At 40.8% G+C, this 26,252-nt stretch carries 22 protein-coding genes; 20 read left to right on the forward strand and 2 right to left on the reverse strand.

Features of this window, described 5'->3' with window-relative positions:
• Window positions 1-256: 256 nt before the first annotated feature.
• The 3 genes from ACSR9O_RS10270 to ACSR9O_RS10280 are packed head-to-tail and all read left to right on the forward strand — an operon-like array spanning window position 257 to window position 2,125.
• Window positions 257-1,534, forward strand: a complete 1,278-nt coding sequence (locus ACSR9O_RS10270; RefSeq protein WP_230176896.1) for a Glu/Leu/Phe/Val family dehydrogenase — start codon at window positions 257-259, stop codon at window positions 1,532-1,534.
• 34 nt (window positions 1,535-1,568) lie between these two features.
• The gene (locus tag ACSR9O_RS10275; protein WP_101222319.1) at window positions 1,569-1,859 is read left to right on the forward strand and encodes an SAV0927 family protein; all 291 of its coding nucleotides are present in this window, start codon (window positions 1,569-1,571) and stop codon (window positions 1,857-1,859) included.
• A 17-nt stretch (window positions 1,860-1,876) separates the two neighbouring features.
• Window positions 1,877-2,125, forward strand: coding sequence for a biotin/lipoyl attachment domain-containing protein (locus tag ACSR9O_RS10280; protein ID WP_101222318.1), 249 nt, complete (start codon window positions 1,877-1,879; stop codon window positions 2,123-2,125).
• A gap of 76 nt (window positions 2,126-2,201) precedes the next feature.
• Here ACSR9O_RS10280 and ACSR9O_RS10285 read toward each other — a convergent pair whose 3' ends face one another.
• Window positions 2,202-2,942 (reverse strand): IclR family transcriptional regulator, encoded by a 741-nt coding sequence (locus ACSR9O_RS10285; protein WP_230176895.1) that lies wholly within the window; start codon window positions 2,940-2,942, stop codon window positions 2,202-2,204.
• Window positions 2,943-3,118: 176 nt separating this feature from the next.
• Here ACSR9O_RS10285 and ACSR9O_RS10290 point away from each other — a divergent pair, with 176 nt between their 5' ends.
• The 9 genes from ACSR9O_RS10290 to ACSR9O_RS10330 all read left to right on the forward strand — a co-directional run bounded on the left by ACSR9O_RS10290 (window position 3,119) and on the right by ACSR9O_RS10330 (window position 13,913).
• Window positions 3,119-3,997: a dimethylarginine dimethylaminohydrolase family protein gene (locus ACSR9O_RS10290; RefSeq protein ID WP_230177085.1), complete on the forward strand. Its 879-nt coding sequence runs from the start codon at window positions 3,119-3,121 to the stop codon at window positions 3,995-3,997.
• A complete protein-coding gene (locus ACSR9O_RS10295; protein ID WP_230176894.1) occupies window positions 3,994-5,610 on the forward strand; it encodes a M20/M25/M40 family metallo-hydrolase in 1,617 nt (538 codons plus the stop codon). Before ACSR9O_RS10290 ends, ACSR9O_RS10295 begins: the two co-directional genes overlap by 4 nt.
• 166 nt (window positions 5,611-5,776) lie before the next feature.
• On the forward strand, window positions 5,777-7,120 hold the full coding sequence (locus ACSR9O_RS10300) for a YfcC family protein (protein WP_397315844.1): 1,344 nt from the start codon (window positions 5,777-5,779) through the stop codon (window positions 7,118-7,120).
• Between the two features lie 45 nt (window positions 7,121-7,165).
• Window positions 7,166-8,344: an amidohydrolase gene (locus tag ACSR9O_RS10305; RefSeq protein ID WP_491724345.1), complete on the forward strand. Its 1,179-nt coding sequence runs from the start codon at window positions 7,166-7,168 to the stop codon at window positions 8,342-8,344.
• Window positions 8,345-8,542: 198 nt separating this feature from the next.
• On the forward strand, window positions 8,543-9,304 hold the full coding sequence (locus ACSR9O_RS10310; protein ID WP_230176892.1) for a dimethylarginine dimethylaminohydrolase family protein: 762 nt from the start codon (window positions 8,543-8,545) through the stop codon (window positions 9,302-9,304).
• A 51-nt stretch (window positions 9,305-9,355) separates the two neighbouring features.
• A complete protein-coding gene (locus ACSR9O_RS10315; RefSeq protein ID WP_491724346.1) occupies window positions 9,356-10,771 on the forward strand; it encodes an amino acid permease in 1,416 nt (471 codons plus the stop codon).
• A 254-nt stretch (window positions 10,772-11,025) separates the two neighbouring features.
• Window positions 11,026-11,364 (forward strand): VOC family protein, encoded by a 339-nt coding sequence (locus ACSR9O_RS10320; RefSeq protein ID WP_230176890.1) that lies wholly within the window; start codon window positions 11,026-11,028, stop codon window positions 11,362-11,364.
• Between the two features lie 636 nt (window positions 11,365-12,000).
• Complete coding sequence (locus ACSR9O_RS10325; RefSeq protein ID WP_491724347.1) at window positions 12,001-13,137, forward strand: YibE/F family protein; 1,137 nt, start codon at window positions 12,001-12,003, stop codon at window positions 13,135-13,137.
• Window positions 13,137-13,913 carry a YibE/F family protein gene (locus ACSR9O_RS10330; protein ID WP_230176889.1) on the forward strand — a complete coding sequence of 259 codons (777 nt, stop codon included), beginning with the start codon at window positions 13,137-13,139 and terminating at the stop codon, window positions 13,911-13,913. Before ACSR9O_RS10325 ends, ACSR9O_RS10330 begins: the two co-directional genes overlap by 1 nt.
• A gap of 367 nt (window positions 13,914-14,280) precedes the next feature.
• Here the strand turns inward: ACSR9O_RS10330 and ACSR9O_RS10335 are convergent, their stop codons facing one another.
• Window positions 14,281-16,116, reverse strand: a complete 1,836-nt coding sequence (locus ACSR9O_RS10335) for a sigma 54-interacting transcriptional regulator (RefSeq protein ID WP_230176888.1) — start codon at window positions 16,114-16,116, stop codon at window positions 14,281-14,283.
• A 168-nt stretch (window positions 16,117-16,284) separates the two neighbouring features.
• Here ACSR9O_RS10335 and ACSR9O_RS10340 point away from each other — a divergent pair, with 168 nt between their 5' ends.
• The 8 genes from ACSR9O_RS10340 (at window position 16,285) to ACSR9O_RS10375 (ending at window position 26,246) form a co-directional block, all read left to right on the forward strand.
• Window positions 16,285-16,515 carry a hypothetical protein gene (locus tag ACSR9O_RS10340; RefSeq protein WP_063593935.1) on the forward strand — a complete coding sequence of 77 codons (231 nt, stop codon included), beginning with the start codon at window positions 16,285-16,287 and terminating at the stop codon, window positions 16,513-16,515.
• An 82-nt stretch (window positions 16,516-16,597) separates the two neighbouring features.
• Window positions 16,598-18,010, forward strand: a complete 1,413-nt coding sequence (locus ACSR9O_RS10345) for a purine-cytosine permease family protein (protein ID WP_230176887.1) — start codon at window positions 16,598-16,600, stop codon at window positions 18,008-18,010.
• A 47-nt stretch (window positions 18,011-18,057) separates the two neighbouring features.
• Complete coding sequence (locus tag ACSR9O_RS10350) at window positions 18,058-19,044, forward strand: heme-dependent oxidative N-demethylase family protein (RefSeq protein WP_101222305.1); 987 nt, start codon at window positions 18,058-18,060, stop codon at window positions 19,042-19,044.
• 16 nt (window positions 19,045-19,060) lie between these two features.
• Complete coding sequence (locus tag ACSR9O_RS10355) at window positions 19,061-19,579, forward strand: hypothetical protein (RefSeq protein ID WP_101222304.1); 519 nt, start codon at window positions 19,061-19,063, stop codon at window positions 19,577-19,579.
• A gap of 5 nt (window positions 19,580-19,584) precedes the next feature.
• Window positions 19,585-20,550, forward strand: a complete 966-nt coding sequence (locus ACSR9O_RS10360; protein WP_230176886.1) for a PDR/VanB family oxidoreductase — start codon at window positions 19,585-19,587, stop codon at window positions 20,548-20,550.
• 50 nt (window positions 20,551-20,600) lie between these two features.
• Window positions 20,601-22,094, forward strand: a complete 1,494-nt coding sequence (locus ACSR9O_RS10365) for an aldehyde dehydrogenase family protein (RefSeq protein ID WP_230176885.1) — start codon at window positions 20,601-20,603, stop codon at window positions 22,092-22,094.
• Window positions 22,095-23,356: 1,262 nt separating this feature from the next.
• A complete protein-coding gene (locus ACSR9O_RS10370; RefSeq protein ID WP_101222302.1) occupies window positions 23,357-24,961 on the forward strand; it encodes a sigma-54 interaction domain-containing protein in 1,605 nt (534 codons plus the stop codon).
• A 133-nt stretch (window positions 24,962-25,094) separates the two neighbouring features.
• Window positions 25,095-26,246 carry an iron-containing alcohol dehydrogenase gene (locus ACSR9O_RS10375; RefSeq protein WP_101222301.1) on the forward strand — a complete coding sequence of 384 codons (1,152 nt, stop codon included), beginning with the start codon at window positions 25,095-25,097 and terminating at the stop codon, window positions 26,244-26,246.
• The last annotated feature ends 6 nt before the right edge of the window (window positions 26,247-26,252 follow it).

A 26,252-nucleotide genomic window follows, 5' to 3' on the forward strand; every position in this document is an offset into this window, starting at 1 on the left:
CCCCTTAAATGACTGTAGACAAACTCGATGAAAATCGAGTTTGTCTACAATCTGACGCAACCTAAAAAGGATGCTTTTTTTATGTATTTAATCATTACTGTTTATATATGCAAATCTGAATTGCTTATGAATTAATACATATTTCCTGATGATGCTGATGATTGGGAAATGGCGGTATATTGCTATCCACATAATATCCTCAAAGCTGGCATGAAAGTTGCTTAATAAGTTATAAGAATATAAGTGAGGTGCTAAGATGACAGAGAAAATTAAGGTAATTGAAAAACGTCAATTGGATAATCCACTGCAAGAATTCCAGGATATCTTAAAAGAAGCGATTCATGTTTTGAACTATCCAGATCAGGTTTTTGATTTTCTAAAAGCGCCAATGCGTTTTCTGGAAGTCTGTATTCCTATTCAAATGGATAATGGGGAGACAAGGATGTTTCAAGGATATCGGGCTCAACATAATGATGCAGCCGGTCCAACTAAAGGGGGGATTCGGTTTCACCCGGATGTCACTCCCGAAGAAGTTAAAGCATTGGCCGGGTGGATGAGCTTGAAATGCGGAATAACAGATCTTCCATATGGAGGTGCGAAAGGCGGCATTGTGTGTGATCCCAGACAGATGAGTTCCTCTGAGCTTGAAAGATTAAGCAGAGGGTATGTCAGGGCAGTAAGTCAAATAGTGGGACCTACAAAAGATATCCCGGCACCTGATATGTATACGAATTCACAAATCATGGCCTGGATGCTGGATGAATACGATCACATCAGGGAATTTGATTCACCCGGCTTCATTACAGGAAAGCCTCTGAGGTTAGGGGGATCGAAGGGCAGGGAAAAGGCCACTTCCAAAGGAGTATTATACACACTTCAAATGATATGTGATTTAAAGGGGATTCCTATTGAAGGCATGCGGGTAATCATTCAGGGATTCGGTAATGTTGGCAGTCATTTGGCCATGTATTTACATGAAATGGGGGCTAAGGTTGTCGGAATAGCGGATGAGCTTGGAGGTTTATATGATCCGAATGGCCTGGACATTCCTTACCTTTTGGAGAACAGGGACTCGTTTGGGGTCGTTTCGAACTTATACAAAGATTCGTTATCCAATCAAGAATTATTGGAAAAAGAGTGTGATGTGCTGATTCCTGCAGCCATCAGCGGAGTGGTGAATAAAGATAATGCAATACGATTAAAATGTGAAATCCTGATTGAAGCAGCAAATGGTCCGACCACAAAGGAAGCAATCAAGATTCTTGATGATAAAGGTATAGTGCTAGTTCCGGATATTTTGGCGAATTCAGGAGGGGTGATAGTCTCGTATTTTGAATGGTGCCAGAACAACCAAGGCTATTACTGGACGGAAGAGCTTGTGGATGAACGATTGAAGGAAAAGATAACGGCCAGCTTTTTAAATGTCTACCATACTTCACAAAAATATTCCGTGAACATGAAAGTTGCGGCTTATATTGAAGGGATCCGCAAAATAGCTGAAGCATCCCAGCTTCGGGGTTGGATCAGGTTCTGAACGAATTAGGGCTTACAAGAAAGGAGGCAATCCGTTGAATTTTGATATTCTTTCCGAAAATAAAGAAAACCAGGCTATTCATCATTACTGCTTATTGTCACAAGATTATAGATATGATGTGACCATTGTATATTCGGGCCAGTTTTTCGGTAAAGCAATGGTGACTTCCATGCAAAGCGGAAGAATGATCCTGCTTTGTGCCAATGATATTAATTTAGATCAGTACTGGGCTCCGACCCTGGGCATTGAACAAGAAGATATACCTGAGTTCCAAAACTTTCTCAGGTTAGTGTTACAAACCCCATTTCATTTTGAAGAATACTGAAGGAAGGAATGATTTAAATGTACGTTGATGTGATTCTAAGTCCTTGTGAAGGCAGGATTGAAAAAATTTCAATATCCAAAAATTCCAGGTTTTATGAATGGGAACAATTATTTCAGATTAAGAAGGCAGATGGCTGTGTGGAAATCATTGATATTGGTGTCAGCGGAAAGATAGAATCATTAGAGGTATTGGAGGGAGAACCTGTTGTGGCCGGCGAGGTCCTTGCCTATTTCAGGGAAGATTTATTCGTGACCGGCAGCGATTAATATAAAAACGAAAAGAAGATGAAATGATTCATCTTCTTTTTTTGGCTTATCCGATAATCCACCACTGCCCGCTTATTCATTGTCCCCTATACCCCAATTTTGCAGAAACCCGATTGCCAGTTTCCATCACATTCTTAATGAGGAAATCAAGTCTTTCTTCTGTCAGGTTAAAGCTGACAAAACCTATGCTCACCGCACCATGAACTTCCCCAAAATGGTTCAATATCGGCACGGAAACAGAACATGTTCCCTCTGTTCTTTCACTGTGACTGATTCCATGTCCCTTCATTTTAGTCTCTTGCAATATATCCCAAAAAGCTGCTCTTTCTTGAGTTGGCAGAAGAGCATCTACAATTTTTTTCGCTTGTTTATATGGCATATAGGCGAGCATCGCTTTATTGGCTGCCCCAATATGCATAGGAACTCGTGAGCCAAGCTGGTCATAAACCCGGATTTGGCTTTTTTCACTGTCGATTCGTTCGATAACAAGTGATTCCATTCCGATTGGCTGGCTAAGATAGACGCTTTCCTCCACATTGTTCATCAGTCTTTCCAGTTCAGGCCTTATTTGGCTGATGTAATCCATTTTGTCATACATACGTAAACCGTATTCGAGCCAAATATTCCCCAAACCATATTGTTTGGTTTGCCCGTCCTGTTGGATTAACCCATGCGAGGACATCGCTTTTAACAAACGATGCATGGAGCTGACAGGAAGATCACACTCTTGAGAAAGTTCCGTAATTGACAGCCAGTTTTCCGATGAATTGGAAACGAGCACCTTTATAACGTTCATGGCACGGTCGATCGATTGCATAAACAAACCACCTATCTTTCATTCCAAGTTGTATAAAACGTTGATTTATTTGAATATTTAAAACATATTGACATTATACCAAAACTAATTTTATAATAAAAGAAAATATTCCTATTAGCGGAAACGTTTTCCGATATGCGGAAAAGGAGGGGGAGGCAGTGACTTATTGTTCGTCCATGTACAAACCATTGGAACGTGTCATTGTAAAACATCCGAAAGAAGCTTTTATTAGTCAAGAGCATTTAAGCCAAGCATGGCGGAACTTCAACTTTGCGGAAGAGCCAGATTTTAACGAAGCTCTAACCGAGTATGGTGACTTTATTTCCATTTTGGAGAAATATGTTCCAAACATCGATTATTTGCCAGCATCTTCGGTAGTCGGGATTGACTCCTTATATGCGCATGACCCGATCAAATTCACAAGCCAAGGGGCCATTATTTTAAAGTCAGGGAAAGAATTGAGGCAGCCTGAAGCTAATGTATACAAGGAATTTTGCAAGGAAAAGAACATCCCGATTATTGGGTATTTAACGGGTGATGCGGTCGCGGATGGCGGTGATATCATTTGGCTTGATGATAAAACCCTGGTTGTCGGACATGGTTATCGTACAAACGCAGAAGCCATTCGGCAATTAAAGGAAATGACCGCACATCTTGTGGATGATTTCATCGTAGTTCAGCTGCCGCATGATCAAGGAGAGGGAGAGTGTCTCCATCTAATGTCTTTCATCAGCCTTGTCGACCATGATTTAGCCGTAGTTCATTCCCGCCTTATGCCTGTCTTTTTCAGAAAACTGCTTATTGAACGAGGCATTCAGCTTATCGAAGTGCCGGTTGATGAGTACTTGAACTTGGGCTGTAATGTGCTTGCCATCGCTCCGCGGGTTTGCGTTATATCTTCTGGTAACGCTTACACGAAGCAACAGCTTCTTGATGCCGGAGCAACGGTTTATGAATACAAAGGAACTGAAATCAGTTACAAAGGCACTGGCGGTCCAACTTGTTTAACCTGCCCGGTGGTTCGTACAAATATTGATGAAGGGGGATTGAAATGAGTCAATTACTATGGGGTACTCCAGAAACGCTTCGTGCTTTGTTGTGTGAACTTGTTAGCTGGGAAAGCCGTACTCTTACACCAGGGGAGCTAGTGTTCCCTTATAAGGTTCAAGAGAAATTGAGGGAGCTTGAATATTTTAAAAGGAATCCGGCGTACTTATCGCTTCACGAGGCTGATTTAGGGAGAAACTTTGTCAATGCCTTTTATAAACATCCCGATAGCAAGGAGACCGTTGTATTAATCAGCCATTTTGATACGGTTCATACTGAAGAATACGGTGATCTTGAGACTCTTGCATTTCAGCCGGAGGAGCTCACGAAAAAACTTCATGACCGAAAAGATGATCTGCCGGAAGAAGCGCGCATTGATCTTGAATCAGGAAAGTACTTGTTTGGTAGAGGAACAATGGATATGAAAATGGGGCTTGCCCTTCATATGGCTATCATCGAAAAGGCAAGCGTTGAAAAATGGCCGATCAATCTCCTGCTGTTAACCGTTCCTGATGAGGAAGTGAATTCTGCGGGAATGAGGGCTGCAGTTAAAGAACTTGTGTCTTTACGTGATAAATATGACCTTTCCTATAAAATGTTTTTTAATAGTGAACCTTCCTTTTCACAGAAGCCGGGCGATAATAGACATTATATTTATTCCGGAACTTTGGGGAAAATCATGCCGGCTGCCCTTTTTTATGGGAAAGAAACTCATGTGGGTGAGCCATTAAAGGGCATAACGGCTAACTATATAGCCTCATTCCTTACGCAGCTCATGGAGTGGAACACTCTTTTTCAGGAAAGTGATCTTGGCGAGGAAACACCTTTACCAGTATCGCTTCAGCAAAAAGATCTGAAACTACAATATTCAACACAGACACCCTATCGTGCAGCAGCGCTATATAATGTGTTCATTATGAAAAGGACAGCTGCAGAAATAATGGATTTATTCGAGCAGGTTGCAAACGAAGCAGCGATAAAATGCAATGAATCTTATAAAGCTCTTTGTCTGCGAGAACATATTGAAGGTGTAGGTGAAGTACAAGTATTGCGCTACGAAAAGTTACTTTCATATGCCGAGGACAAATTTGGCGGCAGTTTTGTTGAGCAAATAAAAAGTGAAGTTAAAGGAAACATGGATTTGGATGAGCGGGAAAAATCATTTAGGGTCGCAGAAAAATTGATGATACAATGTCAGGAGCTTTCACCCGCCATCGTATTGCTGTTCGCACCGCCATATTATCCAGCCGTCAATACGTCCGATGATCCGCTTATCATGGAATCTGTGAAATTAATGAAGGAAACTGCTAGATTGCTTGATGAAGAAGTCAGCCAAATTCATTATTTTAATGGCATTTGCGATTTAAGCTATGTTCAATATACTGATGAGTCTGATGGCTGGACGGCTTTTGAAAAAAATACACCGGTCTGGGGCGATACTTACAGCATTCCTTTTGCTGATATGCAAAGGCTTCAGGCACCCGTACTTAATGTGGGGCCGTTCGGCAAGGATGCCCACCAGCGTACTGAGCGCCTTCACATCGATAGTGCCTTCGTCCATACGCCCGTTATGCTGGAGAAGTTAATAAAGAGTATGTTTAAGTGTTTGGTTGAGAAGTGATGGTCCGACAGGAAAACTGGATTAGTAGTATAAAACTTTAACTGGGGGTATTTATATGAATGACCTGCCTAATGGTCAAATCACTTCCGAGCCGCTTAATCAGAATAATAAGCCACTTAACCAACTAACGGAGTTACCGGAAAAAGGGATTAATCCCTTTGTCTTAATGTTTATCGTAATTGTAATCGTGACGGTTTTAACCTATATCTTGCCTGCAGGCCAATATGAAAGAATTGAAAAGGATGGCCGAAGTGTAGTCGATCCAACTTCATTTGAATTCATTGAATCAACACCAGTGGGATTATTGGAAATGTTCAGCAGCATTCACGCAGGGATGATTGAAGGAGCATCAATTATCTTATTCGTCTTTTTGTTTGGCGGGGCATTGGGAATCATGCAGGCAACTGGAGCACTGGATTCTTTCATTAAGTTTGTGGCTGTCCGATTCGGAACAAAAGTGAAATTGCTCATTCCGTTGATGGTATTGATCTTCGCTTCATTAGGGACACTGATCGGATCTGCTGAAGATGCATTAGTTTATATCGCAATCATTGTTCCGATGACGATTGCATTAGGCTTTGATGCACTTACGGGTTTTGCGATCGTCATGCTTGGGACATTGGCGACTGGATTCATTTCGGGCATCACGAACCCTTTTAATGTAGGAGTTGCCCAAAGCATTGCAGAACTGCCCATGTATTCGGGAATGGGATTGCGAATCGCTCTTCTTGCAGTGTTTTATGTCGTTACAGTATTGTACATCTATTTCCATGCAATGAAGGTTAAAAGAAACCCTGAACTGGGGGAGTATGGGAAATTCAGGCGTGAAGATCATGCACATTTTGATAAAAACTTTAGGATAAGTAAAAGACATAGCGCCGCTTTAATTATTTTATTGGTGAATTTCATCCTATTAATATACGGAGTTATTAAATTAGGATGGTATATAAGTGAAATTGGCGGCTTGTTTTTATTAAGCGGGATCATTATGGGCATAATTGGAGGCTTAACTCCATCCAAGATGGCTAATGGTTTTATTTCAGGAGCAGGCGATATGGTTTCTGGGGCATTGATAATAGGAGTTGCGCAGACAATCCTGGTCATCATTACAAGTGGCGGATTGTTGGATACCATTTTATATTATGCTGCAGGATTGGTTGAACAACTTCCTCCCGCCATAAATGCAATCGGAATGTTCATTGTCCAATTATTTCTTAACTTCATTGTTCCATCCGGAAGTGGGCAAGCTGCATTGACGATGCCGATCATGGCTCCATTAGCGGATTTAATGGGTGTGACAAGACAAACGGCAGTATTAGCTTTCCAATTAGGGGATGGGATTTCGAATATGATATTTCCGACTTCTGGAGTGCTATTGGCTGGATTGGCAGTGGCAGGCATATCATTTACGAAATGGGTAAAATGGGTGTTTCCATATCTTCTGATTCAGTTTGCGATAGCGATTATCTTTTTGATCATTGCTCAAAGCATACAGTATGGCCCTTTTTAAGGATCTGAAAAATCTGAATATTGGCACTAAAAGGAGGCGTTTATGATGAAGACAATACAGGAGACGGTTGTGGATGAAGTGATTTCATGGAGACGACATTTTCACGAAAATCCGGAGCTCTCATATCAGGAGCACCAGACTTCTGAATTTATCTACAGGAAATTAAAAACCTTTTCAGGATTGGAAGTGACGAGACCAACCGAAACGAGCGTTTTAGCGGTTCTTAAAGGAACTAAAAAATCTTCCCGAAAATCGAATACCATAACTTTTCGTGCAGATATTGATGCTCTCCCGATTGAAGAGGAAGCAGAAATTGAATTCAAATCAAAAAATCCTGGGGTTATGCATGCATGCGGACATGATGCACATGCTGCGATGTTATTAGGTGCTGCTAAAGTCCTCTCCGGAAAAAAAGATTCGATTGATGGAGAAATCAGGTTTATTTTCCAACACGCAGAAGAGGTACTGCCTGGTGGAGCTCAGGAGTTGGTGAAAAAAGGGGTCATGGAAGGAGTGGATTATACCTTTGCACTGCATGTTACTCCTTATGAACGAACAGGAACGATATGTTTAAGGGAAGGGGTATTCTGTGCTGCAGCCGATGATTTTGAAATTAAAATCATTGGTCAGGGCGGTCATGCGTCGACTCCGGAATTAACGGTAGATCCGCTGATCATTGGTGCAGAAATTACGACGAATATTCAACATATCGTTTCCAGAAAAATTTCAGCACTTAGGACACCAGTCATTTCAGTCACTCAGTTCCATTCCGGAAGTGCGCTCAATGTCATACCTGAATATGCGGAAATCGGTGGTACCATTCGTTCCTTGGACTCGGATAGCCGAGTGAAAGCAAGGGAGCATCTTGAGCAAATCGTTAAGGGGATTTCGGAAGCGCATGGGGCAAAATGTGAAATTACTTGGTATTTAGGGTATCCAGCTGTGGTAAATGATAAAGCTGCTGTTGATATTTCAAGAACGGTCATGGAAGGTATTTTTGAAGAGAATAACATCATCAAGGTTGATGATCCCATGTTTGGAACAGAAGATTTTTCGGCTTTTTCCGAAATCGTTCCATCTTCCATGCAGTTTCTAGGCGTCCATAATAATGAGTTTGGAAAAGCTTATCCTTTACACCATCCTAAATTTAAAATCGATGAGAAGGCTTTAGGGTACGGTGTAAGCTATTTTGTAGGAATAGCGGATAAATTGTGCAGTCATTAAAATAATTGAGAAAGCATGGGCTAAGAAGAGGCACCCGTTATAGTTTAAGAGAGGAATTTGGTTGTCTCTTCTCTCTATCATGCCTATATTTTTATAATTCCGCTTCAGGAATAAAAGAAACTCCATTTAAAGTACGGCAGGAGCAAAAAGGTATTCCACATTTTAAAAAGATAAACTACCTATTTAGGAGGAAAATATATGTTTAATCACGCGATTGTAAGAAAGATTGGAAAAAGTTTTGTAAATGGCTTAACAACATCGGATTTAGGAAACCCGGATTATGAAAAAGCGCTTATACAACACGAGGCTTATGTAGAAGCATTAAAACGCTGCGGTGTGAAAGTGACCGTTCTCGAATCGGATGAAAGATACCCTGATTCTACGTTTGTAGAAGATACCGCAGTGTTGACCCCAAAATGTGCACTTGTAACCAATCCTGGTGCAGATAGCCGTAATGGTGAAATTATTGAAATGAAAGAAGTTTTGAAGGACTTTTATGAAACAATCGAATATATTCAATCACCAGGTATGCTAGATGGCGGAGATGTAATGCAAGTTGAAAATCACTTCTATGTCGGCCTTTCAACCAGAACGAATGAAGCAGGTGCTCTGCAGTTCAAAGATATCATGGGTAAGTATGGTTATGATACGACCATCATCCCCCTTAAGGAATTCTTTCATTTAAAAACGGGTGTCAATTACCTGGGAGACAATAATTTATTAGTGGCCGGGGAATTCATTAATCACGAGGCTTTTTCTAGCTTTAATCAAATCATCGTAAAAGAGGAAGAAGAATATTCGGGTAACTGCGTCAGAATGAACGACTGCGTTATTGTCCCGAAAGGGTTTGATGGTACAAAGAAAAAAATTGAAGATTTGGGATACACAGTGATTGAAGTGGAGATGACTGAATTTCAAAAACAAGATGGCGGCCTTAGTTGTCTCTCATTGAGGTTCTAAGATGGTTTGGGAGAAGGCATAGGCTAATAGATAAGATAAGGACGTGATTTTATGGGGTATGGACTGGAGAATAATGATCAGCTGCAACGCTCAATGAAAAGACGCCATTTATTTATGCTTTCACTTGGCGGCGTAATTGGTACAGGCCTTTTTTTAAATGCTGGCTATACAATTAACCAAGCGGGGGCAGGAGGAGCCCTGATCGGTTATCTAGCCGGCGGTCTTATTTTGTATATGGTCATGGTCTGCCTTGGCGAGCTAGCCGTTCATATGCCGGTTACAGGTTCATTCCAAAAATATGCTGCCGAATATATTGGGCCTTCCGCTGGTTTCTCTCTAGGATGGATGTATTTCGTAGGCTCAGCAGCAACTGCAGGAGTTGAGTTTACGGCAGCAGGAATATTGATGAAACAATGGTTCCCCTATAGTCCTACCTGGATTTGGTGTGCTGTGTTCATAGTGCTTTTATTTACATTGAATGCATTAACGACAAGAGGTTTTGCAGAGGCGGAATATTGGTTCGCTGGAATAAAAATCGTTGCAGTGATTTTGTTTATCTTGATTGGAATCGCTGGCATCTTTGGTTTTGTCTCTTTATCTGATCGTCCAACCCCATTCTTTGAGAATTTGGCACCTTCTGGTCTTTTTCCAGCAGGAGGCATTACAATTATCTTTGTAACAATGATGAATGTGATATTTTCTTATCAAGGCTCAGAACTAATAGGAATAGCGGCAGGGGAAAGTGAAAAACCTGAAGAGAACATCCCTAAAGCCATTCGAAACGTACTAGTTAGAATCATTGTTTTTTACATTTCGTCCATTATCATCCTTTCCGCCATATTCCCTTCTTCGGAATTAGGCTTATTGGAAAGCCCTTTTGTAACTTTAATGAAGATAGCGGGGATACCTTATGCAGCAAGTATCATGAATTTCATTATTTTGACAGCCATTCTTTCTGTGGGGAATTCATGTCTGTATGCTTCCACACGTTTGCTTTGGTCGATGGCCCATGATGGAATGGCACCTAAGATGTTTGGTCTATTGTCCAAAAGGAAAGTGCCATTGAATGCCCTTCTTTTTACGATATGCTTTTCGCTCCTATCGTTATTGACCAGCTTCATTGCGGCGGATACTGTGTTCGTGATACTAATGTCCATAGCTGGAATTTCCGTCACGATTTCTTGGATGGGGATTGCTTTATCGCAATATATGTTTAGAAGGAAGTTTATAAAAGCGGGTGGTAAAACGGCAGATTTACAATACATAGTACCATTTTACCCATTTGTCCCGTTATTTTGTTTAGGCTTTTGTTTACTGATTCTAGTATTCCTTGCCTTTGACCCTACTCAACGAGTTGGACTGTTTTATGGAATAGGATTTTTGGTAGCCTGTATATTATTCTATAAATTTAAATTGGCTAAGAAAGTAGAGTCAAACACTAACTTTGAAAATGAAAAAATATTGTAATTGAGTTGATCGAAGGCTAGCCAGTTTTTACTGGTTGGCCTTTTTAAATCTTGTAATTGCGGTAACTTGGATGATTATTTACTGAATCGGAAAGATGATACTGTCATTTTCACTAAAAAGAAGGAATACCTTACAAAATAGGGAGGGAGAAATAACAAGTCCGATTACAAAGTGACTAACAACATCACAACGAGCCAGTGGAAAATTAACTTTTTTACCGAGAGAAAACAATAATACCAAAATTGGGGGAAGTAATGAAGATCAATCATTTAAATTTAACTGTTAATGATGTTACAGCTTCACGTGATTTTTTAGAAACATATTTTGGACTAACATGTGCAGGAAGTCGAGGAGATGGGTTCGCTGCAATGAAAGATGATGATGGCTCCATATTGACTCTAATGAAAGGAAGCGATGTACAATACCCCAAGACATTTCATGTTGGATTCATACAAGAAAATGAAGAACAAGTTAACAGGATCAATAAGCGGTTGAAAGATGATGGATACAAGGTAAAACTCCCACAACACTTACACAGATATACTTTCTACGTAGAAGCGCCCGGAGGATTTAATGTTGAAGTACTATGTTAAATTGGAGTAAAAAACGCAGTTCTGTGAGGTACGGTGAACCGTATTACAAGTTAAGCATTTAACAACTGAAGTATATTCATATTTTCAGCATTAGGTTCATTATAAGAAGCCCAATTCCTCAATTTAAAGGGTGAGAAATTGGGCTTTTAATAATGGTATTTTTCTTAACGTTGTAAATCCGCATTTTCCTGACGATACGCCTAATAGTGACAAGAGAATATTATATATTTAGATATAGACCTCGCTAGAATATTTAATTTGATAATACACAAAGCGGTGGTTTGTAAATATGTAAGGAGAACAAAGGGTAGACAACAAAAGAGTTAAGACAAAACATCTCTGGTAAAATTCTATGTCCATTAATGCGTGAATGGGTATTGAGTCAGCGGATTGTTACTGGTAAGGGTGTCTTCATGATCCGCAATGTGATCTCTGCTTGTTTTTCCTGAGATGTCACCTCAATCTCTTCTTAGCGTTTTATCTGGGGAGGCGTAAAGGAGGTAGATCGGACGTTGTTCGCATACTAAATCTATTCATGATAAGATAAATAAATCAAATACTAGTAAGGCGGGGTGGAGTCAGTCAATTCTGGCTCCTTCCTGCTTTTTTGCCCACCCGATATTTGGAGGTTTTATTTTGAATGTTATCGTAAATAAATTTAAAAAAATGGGATACAAGCATGTTTCTTTGTACGCCGTCATAGCACTTTGTTTTGTCTTGTCTGTTTTCTTTGTTCATCACAATTATTCATTCTATGAACGCCCAATAGCCAAAGTCATCAAAACAAATCTGGAAAATACAACTGAATTGAATGATATGTATCAAAATGAAGATCGCCTATTTACCCAGAGTATAATAGCCGAATTACAAAATGGAGAAGAAAAAGGAAAACTTATTCATTTAAAGAATGAATATTCCAAATCCGGAGCTTATGATCAAGAATATCGAGTTGGAAATGATTTATTTGTTTCGATTGATACGAAGACAAAAGGAAATTCAGAGTTGACTGGAACCATAAAAGACGTAAAACGGGATAAATTTGTGTTGATAATAGCATGGGTTTTTATCTTTACATTACTTATCGTTGGAAAAAAACAAGGCCTGCTTTCAATTATTAGTTTGGCAGTCAATGCCATATTGTTGTCATATGCATTAGATTTTTATTTGAATACATCAAACATTGGTTTGGTTTTAATATGCAGTATAAGTATCATACTATTTACGGTCTTTTCCCTTTTACTCGTTAATGGTTTTAATGAAAAAACCTATGCAGCGGTTATTGCGACACTGTTAGGGACTTTTTTATCGCTGTTCATTGCTTATCTTGTTATGTGGTTAACTTCCGAAAAGGGCCTTCGATATGAAGAGATGCAATTTATCACTCGTCCTTATAAAATGGTGTTTTTGGCAGGGTTATTTATCGGTTCTTTAGGAGCTGTAATGGATATAGCCATTACCATGTCTTCTTCGATTTTCGGGTTGTATGAAAAGAATAACCACATATCAGTAAAAGCACTTAAAACTTCAGGATTAGAGATTGGAAAAGACATTATGGGGACCATGACAAATATTTTGTTTTTTGCCTATATAAGTGGTTCCATTCCTATGATTATTTTGTATTTGAAAAATAATTCTGCATTGGGATTTACCCTTTCCATGAACCTAACATTGGAATTGGCCCGTGCTCTTGCAGGTGGTATCGGAATCGTGTTAACTATCCCGATCGGTCTATATGTCTCTATTTTTTTCATTAATCGAAAGAGGGAAAGATAATGAATGTATTAGTGTTGCTAGCGTTTATACTATTTATATTAATGATCTTGATTGGCGGAAAAAAAGGGGCACGTTCATTTTTTGCTTTGTTCCTAAACTTTGGTGTGTTACTTTTCACCATCATTTTTATGACTAATCCATATATTGATCCGTATATCGTAACATTGATTGCATGTACGGTGATTAGTTATATTAATTTATTTTTCATTAACGAAGTGAACAGTACAACAAAAACAGCATTCATTTCTACTATTATCACGATTGTTATTGTACTCTTTTTTATTGTCATTGTGACGGAAAATGCGATGATACAAGGTTTCGGTGAAGAAGAAATAGAAGAGCTTAGCATCTTTTCCCTTTATATTGGGGTGGATTTTGTTAAAATTGGAGCTTCAGTAATTATTATGAGTACTATTGGCGCGATTATCGATACAGCCATGGCCATTGCATCTCCCATGCGAGAAATGTATCATCACCATCCATCCATTAGCAAGAAGGAATTATTCACATTTGGATTGAGTATTGGGCGGGATATTTTAGGGACATCTACGAATACACTATTTTTTGCTTTCTTTGGAGGCTATTTGGCATTGCTTATATGGTTTAAAGATTTATCCTATTCTGTTGGAGAAATCGTAAACTCAAAAATATTCAGTGCTGAAATGATCACTATATTTTGTGCTGGAACAGGTGTAGCCCTGATAATTCCTATTACTGCCTTGATTACTGCTTATTTTTTGGTGAAAAATAGAGAAAATAAAGAGAAAGTTATATAAGTTTCATGGCAATAAGGCTTATGAGCACTCATTTGTATAATAGGAATAAGTCATTGGGTTGTTCCATTAAATCATTGAATGAGTATCCATATGCTCTGCCAAATCCTCTTAACAGTTTATATTTAGTGGAAGAACAACATATAAAATTGCCTATATAGGTGTGGTCAATTTGGGAAAACCAGTTAGACCGAAAAATGGGTGGCATTACTGCCATTTTAATTCCTCCATAACGTTCATGATGTATATGGTAATAATGAAAAAGCTGACTGCAGAAGCCCGTTCTAGACGGCTCCTGTAATCAGCTTTTCTTTTTTTACCCTAGTATTCAGTTGGTCTAATAGACTCACCGCATGACTGCATTCCGAAATCAAACATGTATATTGAGTTGCTTACGGAGACGCTGCATTTCCGAATTGAAATAGGCTTTGCTGTAATCACATCCGATAATACCTACGATAGTGCCATCATCATCAATGATTGGCGCAAAGCTTGTTTTCCACTCACCGTACCTGTCTTCGTATATGGGAGTAACACCCGCTTTACCATTAAACGCCTGGTAAGCGACATTAACCATTTCCGGGGGACCCATATATTCTTCCCCCGGTTCAATTACAAAGCCCTTGTCGGCAACGAGGTGAATCAGACGTCCATCATCCGTCATGATAAATATAAAGACCCATTCAATTACGCCTTCCTTTTCTTGAATCATGGTAAGTTTTTGTTTTAATTTCTGGGAATAGGAATTTTGCCGGTTCATATTTTTTTGTAGACTGATTACCTCCTCAGCTGGAATGATAGCTGCGGTTACAACGGCTATGGATCGAAGCCGCTGGTTTATTTGTTCTTCTAAAATGGCCCGTTTATCCACTGGTGAAAAGCTTGCCTCTTCGATTTTATTACGTAATTTTTTATATTTCCTGCTCATCGTCGGCTGGCTGACTTCCAATACCTTTGCCGCTAGTTTTAATGATTTGTATTGTTCCATCGCCATATTGATCAGCTGTTCCTCCACAAGGTCGACTGCTTCCTGCAAAGGCATTAGAAAATCGATGACAGGTAGTGAAGTGGGTTTGTTGGGTCCTTTAAAAGGAAGCACCTCTCTAACCAACGCAACATCCACTTCCGGTATTCCGCTAGTAATCACAAGCCTTTCAACTGTATTTTCAAGCTCGCGCACGTTGCCGGGCCATTGATAGATACATAGCAAGTCGATTGCATCCGGTGTGAAAGCTACCTTTCGATTGTATAGTGTATTGTACTTTTGTAAAAAAAACTGAACCAGGTGAGGGATTTCATCTACACGATTCCTAAGCGGCGGAAGATGGATAGGCACGACATGAAGACGATAATATAAGTCTTCTCGGAATTCTCCTTTTTTTACCATTTTTTCGAGTGATTTATTAGTTGCGGCAATCACCTGAATGTCAACAGGGTGTGAGGCCGTGCTCCCAATTGGCGTGACAATGCGCTCCTGAAGGACGCGAAGCAGTTTTACCTGAACATTAAGCGGTAATTCGCCCACTTCATCCAAGAATAAGATACCTTTATGGGCAAGTGTGAATTTTCCCTTGGCGCCGTCTTTCCGAGCGCTGGTAAAAGCCCCTTCTACATATCCGAACAGTTCGCTTTCAATCAGGTTTTCCGGGATGGCGCCGCAATTGACAGGTATAAATGGCCCGTCACTTCTATTACCCATATTATGTATGGCCCTGGCTGCTATTTCCTTTCCTACACCGGATTCCCCCAATAATAGGACGGTTGCGCTGACATCACAAACCATTTGCATTTTATGCAGAACATCAAGCATCGGTTTACTGCGGATCACAAATGGAAAAGATGGCTTCTTCGATTCCAATAAAGGCCACGATTCCCCCCTTGATGTATCTGGATAAGAATCTTTGAGTTCTTTGTAAGCCCATACCCATGCCCCGGATTCAATCGGGTATGCCGTCATCAGAAGCTCTGGACCCTGCCATGTAGACTGCATGAAGGATCTTTTTTCATTTTTGCCCATTATCTCTTCTGCAAAGTTTGTAGCAAATAAATCTTGTTCAACATCCTTGATGGAACCACCGATATTGGCGGATTTGATTGTATGGAATAAGGTATTCCCTGTTCCGGTCGATTTCAGTATTGTGCCATTTTTATCTGTCACAATAAGCTGATCGTAAATAGACAAGAGTGCAGAGGTGAAGTGATCCATTTATGTCTACCTGCCTTTCATTTAACTTCCTAGTTTTATATTACAGAAATTTCACAATTGTTCAATAGTTTCAAAAATGAATATTCCTCCTTTTGAAAACCCTGTTAGCATAGTGTTTTCTGATTGGCATGGTTATTGCAATAAAGTAAAGAGAAGGGACCAGAAAGCATGATTGCAAAGGAGGGAGAAGCGATTTTGAATAAAGAGAATCAGTTTCAACAGAATATCAATTCAGAAGATCCCTTTATTAAAAATCTATATTCAGATTTGAATGAGCGGATCAATGCGTATGAGCAGGAAGAAGCCGTGAAAATCGACAAAATGAAATGGAGTGATGCGGCAGGTTCAATTTTTTTCATGATTTTAATCATCGCTTACCTAATCTATTCACTTGTCTAATGTAGTTGTTTCGATTACCCAGAACTATATCAGCCTTATTCCAAGTAATACAATCACTATTCTATAGTTGGGAGAGAAGCGTGTGAGCAAAGAGAATTCCTCCATTTCAAAGGATGTGGCCTTTGGGTTCTTACCGGCAAGTAAAAATGACCGGATTTTTAACCTTCGGGATTTAATTTTAGTTCAAGTTGTTATTGGCCTCTCATCTTTTGGGCTGTTAACTGGTGGATACACAGGTACAATGCTTGACGCGAAGCAGTCACTTGCAGCGATTTTATTCGGTAATGCCTTCCCTATGCTGTTGATAGTTCCCATTACCCTTTATTTTGCGCGTTATGGCATAGACACTTTTGTAGGGTTTAGAAGTTCACTTGGGTATTTAGGATCGAATATCTTTTTCTTTGTTTTTCTTATTTTAACTCTCGGCTATATTTCCATCGCGCTTTTTATGTCCGGCCAGGCGTTAGCAGAGGCGGCTAATTGGATGGGCATGCCCGCGATTTTCTCAAGCCAAGCAACGGGAGCGCCGTTTTTCTCGATTTTGCTTTTCGTCTGTGCATTCCTTGTAACGGTGAGGGGACCGGTAGCGATTCAAAAATATACCGCAGTAGCCGTTCCAGTTTTTATGGTTCTCATGTTTGGCCTGCTCGCAATAGTCTTGTTTGGACAGGGGTTCACGGAAGTGGCTCATATACTTCCTTCTGAGCCATTTGAAACGAGTTCTCGTTCATTCGCGACAGCCCTGGAGTTAAACATCGGTCTCGGCTTTTCATGGCTTCCGTACCTTGGCCAATACAGCCGTTTATCTAAAACAGAAGGAGGAGCATTTAAAGCGGGATTTTACAGCTATGGAATCATCGTCTGTATCGCCGCATTAGTTGGGGCACTTGCTGCATTAGTCACTGGTTCTCTTAATCCTTCTGACTGGATGTTTTCCATCGCAGGAAGTTGGGGCGGCTTCATTGGCTTGATTTTACTTTCGGTAGGGAATGTCGGTGCAGCCATATTCCTTATGTACTCACAAGCTGTCAGCTTTAAAACTGTATTCCCGAAAAAGTCATGGATGATTGCGATGGGTACAACCGTACCGACTATATTCTTACTTCTAAGCTCAACGTTCTACGATGCCTTTGGTTCATTCATTGCTGTCATCTCTTTTATAATGGCTGTTCTCGGCGGGATTGTCGTTGCAGATTACTTCTTTGTAAAGCGCCAACGCATTTCAATAAGGGATTTGTATGACACGCAAGGCTCTTATACCTATTGGAAAGGCATTAACCCTTCGGCCGTTCTCACGGTGGTTATCGGAACGACCGTTTACTGGGCACTCTATAATCCATTGACTTTTGAAGCAAGTGGCTTTTTCCTTTATACAGCTGCCGGAATTCCAACATACTTTGTCGCTTTAGTCACCTACTATGTTTCATCTAAATACATTTTCCGTTATGAAGTTGACATGGAGCGTCCATCCGTGGAATTAAAGGAAGCTAAATAGAAAAAAACTCACTTTAAAGAATCTAGGGAACGAGAGGAGATTGTTTAATGTTTACACAAAGTTTAGATTTCAAAACAACAGATTTAGATACATTCCCATTTCCATTCACTTCAGGTAACTATCGTTATTCAAACGACTTGAAAAAACTCTCAAACGTTAACTGTATTGAAGTTACACCAGAATACAAACTCCAAGTGGAAACGAAGCGTCGTCTCCTTCAAGAACAGCCGCATATAAGGTTTCAATCTTTTTCACACACAATGGAAATGCAATGGGAAGTATTGGAAATGCTGATTGACATGGCAGCTGATCGCTACCCGGAGCATTTCGAGGTCATTAAAGATGGTGACAACTGGACTTTCAAGAACCACATATTCGGGGAATCCGATTCATTCGTATATGGCGATGCCAGCACGCTTCCAAATGAGCCGCTTGATTATATAGGCCGCCATTTCCATAATGATTTTGTTTTAATGGTTCATCGCGATAGTAATTTCTACTTGGAAGTGGGGCAAGTTTCATACGCTGCACTCTTCTCGGCTAACTGGAATAAAGGCATGTCCTTTGATGAGATCCATGCACCTGTTCCATTCGTATCACGGAAAGGTGATGAACTCGCAGATCGCGTTCGTAAGTTTTTATTATCCATCGAGCCAGGAAAGCCATGGACACGCATTAACTGGAACCTGATGGCGGACCGTTGGGATGTCAACTATGAAACGATGGATGTATGGGGACCGCAGCGCTCTGAAATAACACCGGAAAATGCAGGTAAACTTGTTCGTTTGCGCGTTGAAGAACAAAAATTTTATCGCATGCCACGAAGCAACGCCATTCTATTCGTATTGAATACTCAGTTCCTGCCGCTGGAGGATTTGACAATGCGCCAGGAGTGGTTTGATCTGACATATAGCGTACTGCAGGATATTCCGGAACCTATGGCTGAATACAAAGGAATTGCCCCGTTTCTTTCGCAATCGGTCGAATATTTGAGGAGTATTGATGAAAAACAAAAAAGCGAAGATAAACAATAAGTAGGAGGATAGGGCCTTGTACAATAGTCCAGTATTGTTTGATAAATCCATTACGATCGTAAATAAATTTACTCCTCGGAATGAACGAAGAAAGTTTGTCGTCATTTCTGATCAAGCCGGATATGAAAAGGCGAAAAGTTTCACTTCTGAAATCGCAGGAACAGTGCCTGTTGAATGTCTTTCCATTAATGGAATGGAAGATAAAGAGGAGATTAAGAGAGTCATCTTGTCACAAAAGATGGGCACCCAATTTTATATTGCGGCAGCTTGGAACAATGCCGTAATGATCTTCTCGCTCGGGGTGGAAGCTGGTCTATCTGAAGCTGAGATCCAGACGGTGATTATCGGCCCTAAACGGCGGTATGTATATTGCATGAAATGTTTCGAAGTGTCGGAAATCGCAGAAGAAGCCGAAATTGCAGAATGTGACCATTGCAAAGCCAGTCTTGAAATAGGACCATTTTATTCAATCGTACGGGAAGGTTATATTGGTTACCCATTCATCCCAATCGGAAAAGAAGAAGTAGGGAGCTGATCATCATGCGGGTAGTAGGAAATATTCAAATGAAAGTAAACAAGATCATTCAAGAAACTCCATTCGTAAAACAGTTCGAATTGATTCCAGTTGATGGAAAACCATTGCCTGCTTTTACTGGCGGTTCGCATTTGACCACTTTCATGCCGGTAGGGGATACGATAATCGAGCGAGAATATTCCCTTATCAGCAACCCAAGGGACCGTAAAAAATATGCTATTTCCATTCGGCGTGATGAGGCGTCACGCGGAGGTTCCGCTTTCTGGCATGATCATGTAACAATAGATTCCAGATTGGAAGTCAGCTTCCCTAAAAACAACTTCCCTCTCAGCTTTCGAGCTAAGCATCATGCATTTTATGCAGCTGGAATCGGCATCACTCCATTTCTGGCAATGATGGAAGATATGGCTGCCGAAGGACAAACCTTCGAACTTCATTATGCAGCACGCACACCGGAATTATGTGCTTTTTATGATCTGTTGAAAGCCAAATATCCTGATCAATGCACCTTTTATTTTTCGCAGGCAGAAGATAAACGCAGAATGATGCCTGAGACGATGATGGATCATCGCATTGGCACGCATGTATATTTTTGCGGACCAATCGAGATGGTACAAGAGTACCGAAAAGCTGCCAGTTCATATGGTTATCCGGAACATGCGATTCATTTTGAATTATTTGCGACAAAACATGACGGGCCGAAAGAACCTTTCATTGTCGACCTTACAGACAGCGATCGGTCCATCCGTGTTCATGAAGGTGAAACACTGCTTGATGCGCTTTTAAGGGAAGGCATTGATGCACCTTATTCTTGTAAAGTGGGCGGGTGCGGAAGTTGTGAGGTGGATGTTGCAGAAGGTGAAGTGGATCACCGTGATTTCTTCCTTAGCGAAGAAAACCGCCAAACACGCAACTCAATCCTGACATGCTGCTCACGTGCGAAGGACGACAGACTTGTTATAAAACTTTAACGGTTCCTTAAAGATAAAACTAAAAAATAATGAAAACGGAGGAATGAAACATGACAATTTTAGAAACGGCAGTTTTAGAGCTTAAAAATTACATCGACGGTAAGTGGCAGACCTCATCTTCAAATGAAGTAATCCCGGTAATCAACCCTGCAACACAGGAAGTCATTGCAAGGGCTCCGCGTGCCACCAAGGAAGATACTGAAAAGGCAATCTCAGTTGCAAAGGCAGCTTTTGAAAGTGGAATCTGGTCAGGCCTAACAGCACAGGAGCGTGCTTCCTACCTATATAAAATCGCTGATAAAATAGATGAACGTGCTGAAGAGTTAACGATTCTCGAAACAATGGACAATGGGAAACTCAAAGCAGAGGCAGGTTTCGATATTGCCGATGCCGCCGCGTGTTTCCGTTACTATGCTGGTTTGGTGCTTCATCCAGAAGGGGAAACTTATCAAGTTCCCGCTCCAGTACAAGCGATGGTTGTTCGTGAGCCAGTAGGTGTAGCCGGTTTGATTGTACCTTGGAATTTTCCTCTTCTAATGAGTGTCTGGAAAATCGCACCGGCCCTTGCGGCAGGTAACACCATTGTATATAAACCGGCTGAAGTGACACCTGTTACAGCAATGAAATTATTTGAAATACTGGAGGAAGTAGGCATCCCTAAAGGTGTTGCTAATATGGTGATGGGCCGCGGCACTGTTGTCGGTCAAACCATTGCAGAAAGCAAGGATGTTGACATTGTTTCATTTACAGGAAGTACGGATGTTGGCCGAACAATCATGAGGGCGGCCGCGGGCAACTTAAAGAAAATTTCACTTGAGCTTGGCGGTAAATCACCTAATATCGTTTTTGCAGATGCAGATTTAGAGACGGCCGTCGATTACGGATTATTCGGCATCTTTTTCGGTGCCGGTCAAGTATGTTCATCAGGCAGCCGCATCCTGGTTGAGGAAAGTATTTATGATGAATATGTGAAACGCTATGTGGAACGCGCAAATAAAATCAAAGTAGGATCTGGCCTTGCGGAGGACAGCAACATGGGGGCAATTGTCAGCGAAGCGCAAATGAATAGCATTTTGAACTATATTGAAATCGGCAAACAGGAAGGTGCGACACTTGCAGCAGGCGGTTACCGTCTTGTTGATGAAGACCTTGACAAAGGATACTTCATTGCACCGACTGTATTCACCGATGTAACACCTGACATGCGCATCGTACAAGAGGAGATCTTCGGTCCGGTCGTTGTCATTCAAAAGTTTAAAGATGAAGAAGAAGCTATTAAACTTGCAAATGATACAGACTACGGCCTTGCAGGCGGCGTCTTCACTAACGATGGGGCAAAAGGATTGCGAGTGATCAAGAAGGTACGGGCAGGCATCACATGGGTTAATGATTATCATCCAACATATGTCGAAGCGCCATGGGGCGGTTACAAACAGAGCGGGATTGGACGCAGTTTAGGAAAATACGGCTTGGATGAATACCAGGAAATTAAACAAATCAACATTAATCTCGATGTAAAACCGGTCGGCTGGTTTCCAAATTAAGCATCTGATTAGAAAGGAAGCAAATTACTATCTTTAATCAAATCAAAAAACCTAATCCAAATAAGTATTAAGTTTCATTTTGGCGACAAAATGGGGTTAGGAGTCCGATTAGAGAGAATGTTTTTTTACTGTAATCCTCATTGGATTGAAGAGATTTGCGACACTCCTGCCTAATTACTGGCTAGTCATGACCCTATAGGCGCTTGCTTTTATGAGGCTTGGCAGACAAGTCGGCGGAAAGGGAGCGGATTTCCCGAAAGGGTTATGTGTAATGATTTCCACTCCAGGCACTCGCTTTCCGCGGGCGGTCCGGGAGCCTCCTCGGCTGTTCGCCTGCGGGGTCTCCCTTGGCCACGCTTTTCCCGCAGGAGTCTCGTACCTTACGTTCCAATCAACCGGAACTACTTTTTAAGAAATATTGTAGGGAAACTGGCTCTTCTTCTCCAATTCGTTTACAGTCTGGCGGTTTCATCAATTTTTTGGAAAAAGGAGTTTCGAGTTGCACTCGCCCCGAACCAAGATTTTAAAATTAAACTTGAGTATCTTTCATGTTTTTTACTAGTTTATACGGATGAAACCCTCACTGGATTGAAGAGATTTGCGACACTCCTGCAGAAATACTGTCTGCCGAGACCCCACAGGCGCTTGCTTTGATGAGGCTTGGCAGACAGTCGGCGGAAAGGGGGCGGATCTCTTAAATCAGCTGCAACTTTTTTCAATAAAAAAACTGCAGGCAAACTGAGTTTTCATCGAGTTTGTCTACAGTCTGAAACCTAATCCAAATACGGATTAGGTTTTTTCAAACTGCAGAGAAGCTTTTTAAAGCACTTAACAAAAATTGCTCTTAAGCTTCAACTGAGAATTAAAAAATCTCAAGGAATGAGCCATTTCGCAGGCATTTTTATTATACAACAAAAGGACAAGATTTCCTGTTATGAGTGAAAATGGATTTGAGCATAAAAAACACCATTGATATGATAAAAGTAACATACAAATGCTATTTATCGTTTTAAACAGAAATAGGATATTGAGATTGAAACGTTTTTACCGGTGTAGCATTTATTCTTGGTGTCGTTGATTGTCGTACATAGTATCATTAAAAAGAAATGGACATTACATAATGCTCACACAATATAAGTTAATAAGTTTATTGCCTTCTTTAATTTGAAAAGACTAGGAAGCCGCCAGAACTTTCAAAAAGTCTTCAATCAAGGAGGAAGTGCTCTATCAAATATTAAAGACCGGTCAGGGAGTGGATATTGATGACTAAGTTTTATTCGGATATGACAGTGGAGGAAGCGATATCATGTTTCCCGATAGGAAGCACTGAAGTGGAAGTTTTGGATGATTCAGAGGATTTCATCGGATTTTTGACTATAGAGGCGTTATCTGCAGCAGTGCAGCAGAGTGATTTGACGAAGCCAATTTCTCATTTCATTACCGTTAATGCACCGCTGCAAAATTTACGGAATTACTCAATTCCCTATGAACAATTTCAAGCATTCTTCGAGAGTGATTTATGCAAGGTTGTATTTAATGCCCTGTATGATGGGGTGTATATCACGGATGGTGATGGAACGACATTATTTATCAATCAAGCGTATCAGCGTATTACTGGAATAAGAGAAGAGGAAATCATCGGAAAACCAATGAGTTATTTAATTGAGCAAGGCATGATATCCGTCTCTGCTTCATTGGACTCCATTCGAACGAAGAATCAAGTTACTTTGACACAAAGAATTCGAAATGGAAGAAAGATCATCGTATCGGCCACACCTATTCTATCGCCACAGAATGAAGTCATATTTGTCATTAATAGTGTTAGGGATATTACTGAATTAATCCGGATGAAGTATACGATTGACAGCCAAAAGTTATCTTTCCAACCTATTTCTCAATTATTGCCTGGCTCGGAACAGGTGAATTTACAGGAAATAATCATTGGTCCCTCTACAACTCCTTTATTCAAATTGGCTGATAAAGTAGCTAAAACGGATGCGAAGATCTTGTTACAGGGGGAAACGGGAGTAGGGAAGAGTTTAATCGCCAAATACATACATGCCAAAAGCTCCAGGAAGGAAAAAATTTTCCTTGAATTAAATTGCGGAGCCATCCCAGCGAACTTGGTGGAATCTGAACTTTTTGGATATGAACCCGGGGCATTTACCGGATCCCTTAAGAATGGGAAAATGGGGATTTTTGAGAAAGTGAATGGTGGCACGTTATTTTTGGATGAAATAGGGGATTTACCTTTAGAGCTACAGGTAAAACTTTTGAAAGTGGTAGAGGAAAACAAGTTTATGAGAGTTGGTTCTACCGAAATGAAAGAAGTGGATGTCAGGTTAATTACAGCCACCCATCGCGATCTGGCCTCCCTCGTGCAAGAAGGATCTTTCCGTGAAGATCTTTATTACCGGCTTAATATCGTTTCCTTTGAAGTCCCGCCTTTACGCCAGCGAAAGGAAGAAACGATCCCGCTTTTAGAAATGTATTTGAAAAAATTCAATGAAAAATATGATGAAAAGAAAAAGATGACACCGGAATGCTATGAATGGCTGACGAACTATTCGTGGCCTGGCAATATACGTGAGCTTGCGAGTCTTGCAGAGCGGCTGGTCGTCACGACATATGATGATACGATTGATTTGCCTAATTTACCATCTTTCATCCAGCCGGTCTTATCAAAAAAAACGACAACACATTCTTTGAAGGAAGCCGTTTCCGAGCTGGAGCGTTCCCTGATCCTGAATGCGATGAAGAAGTATGGGACTACAAGGGCCGCTGCCATCTCTTTGGATATCAGTCAAAGCGCTTTGGTGCAAAAAATGAAAAAATTTCACATGCGATTAGAAAACGAATCGAATTAGTTTATTTGATTTGTTTTCCACTCATTATTTATACTGTTACCCATGAAAAAAAGGTTATCCCCCTTATGAATTAAGCGTTTTCAAACTTTGGCATGATTCCTGCATTAGTAAATACATGAAAGGGGAGATAACCATGAATATTTCTATTTTTTCTATGGCTAACAAATTGGTGACAGGAGCAGATTCTTTACAGCAGCTGACTGATGAGGTTACGCGATTAGGGATGAAGAATCCGTTGATAGTTACAGATAAAGTTTTAGTGGGTGCTGGGGTTGTACAAAGGGTTGAGGATTTACTTTCTGCAGAATGTGGTATTTTTTCGGATGTGAATCCAGAACCGGAAATTGAAATCGTTGAGCAATGTGTACGGTCAATCAAGGATGGAAAACATGATGGACTGATTGCGGTAGGCGGTGGAAGTGCGATGGATATTGCGAAAGCCTCTTCCGTCATGGCTACGAATTCAGGCAGCATCGAGACATATTTCGGTACTAACTTGATTGAAGTCCCAGGTCTACCTTTAATAGCCATACCGACGACGGCAGGAACCGGGTCAGAAGTGACGAATATTTCGATTTTATCGGACAAGAAAGAACAGGTTAAGAAGGGAATTGTAAGTCCGTATCTTTTACCGGATGTAGCGATTGTATCGCCCGTCATGACGCTGACTTGCCCGCCAAGTGTGACTGCTGCGAGTGGAGTGGATGCACTTGTTCATGCGGTCGAGGCTTATATTTCCAAATTTGCTTCGCCCGTTACGGATGCTTTGGCAATTGGGGCCATGAAGTTAATCGCAAAAAATTTACCAAAGGCTTATGCTGCGCCAGATAATCTGGAAGCACGGGAAGCGATGATCACTGGAAGCCTAATGGCAGGATTAGCTTTTGGAAATGCTGGTGTTGGAGCTGTTCATGCTTTAGCTTATCCTCTTGGAGGCCGCTTCCATTTATCACATGGAGTCAGCAATTCATTATTACTGCCATTTGTGATGAAGTGGAATAAAATTGCATGTTTGGAAAGGTTCCGCGAGATTGCTGAAGCACTTGGAGAGAAAGTCAATCATTTAAATGATGATGAGGCAGCGGATAAGGCTATAGAAGCGATGACCAGAATATGCCGTTATGTTGATATACCAGAGTCACTAAGTGAATTTGACATTCCTGAATCGGCTTTAAGTGAAATGGCTGCCGAGGCCATCAAACAAGTCCGTTTACTTCGCAATAATCCCCGTGCATTAAACGTCCGGGATATCGAAAAAATTTACCGTTCAGCCTATGGCTTTTAAGTGGAG

The organism is Peribacillus sp. B65, from assembly GCF_058513295.1.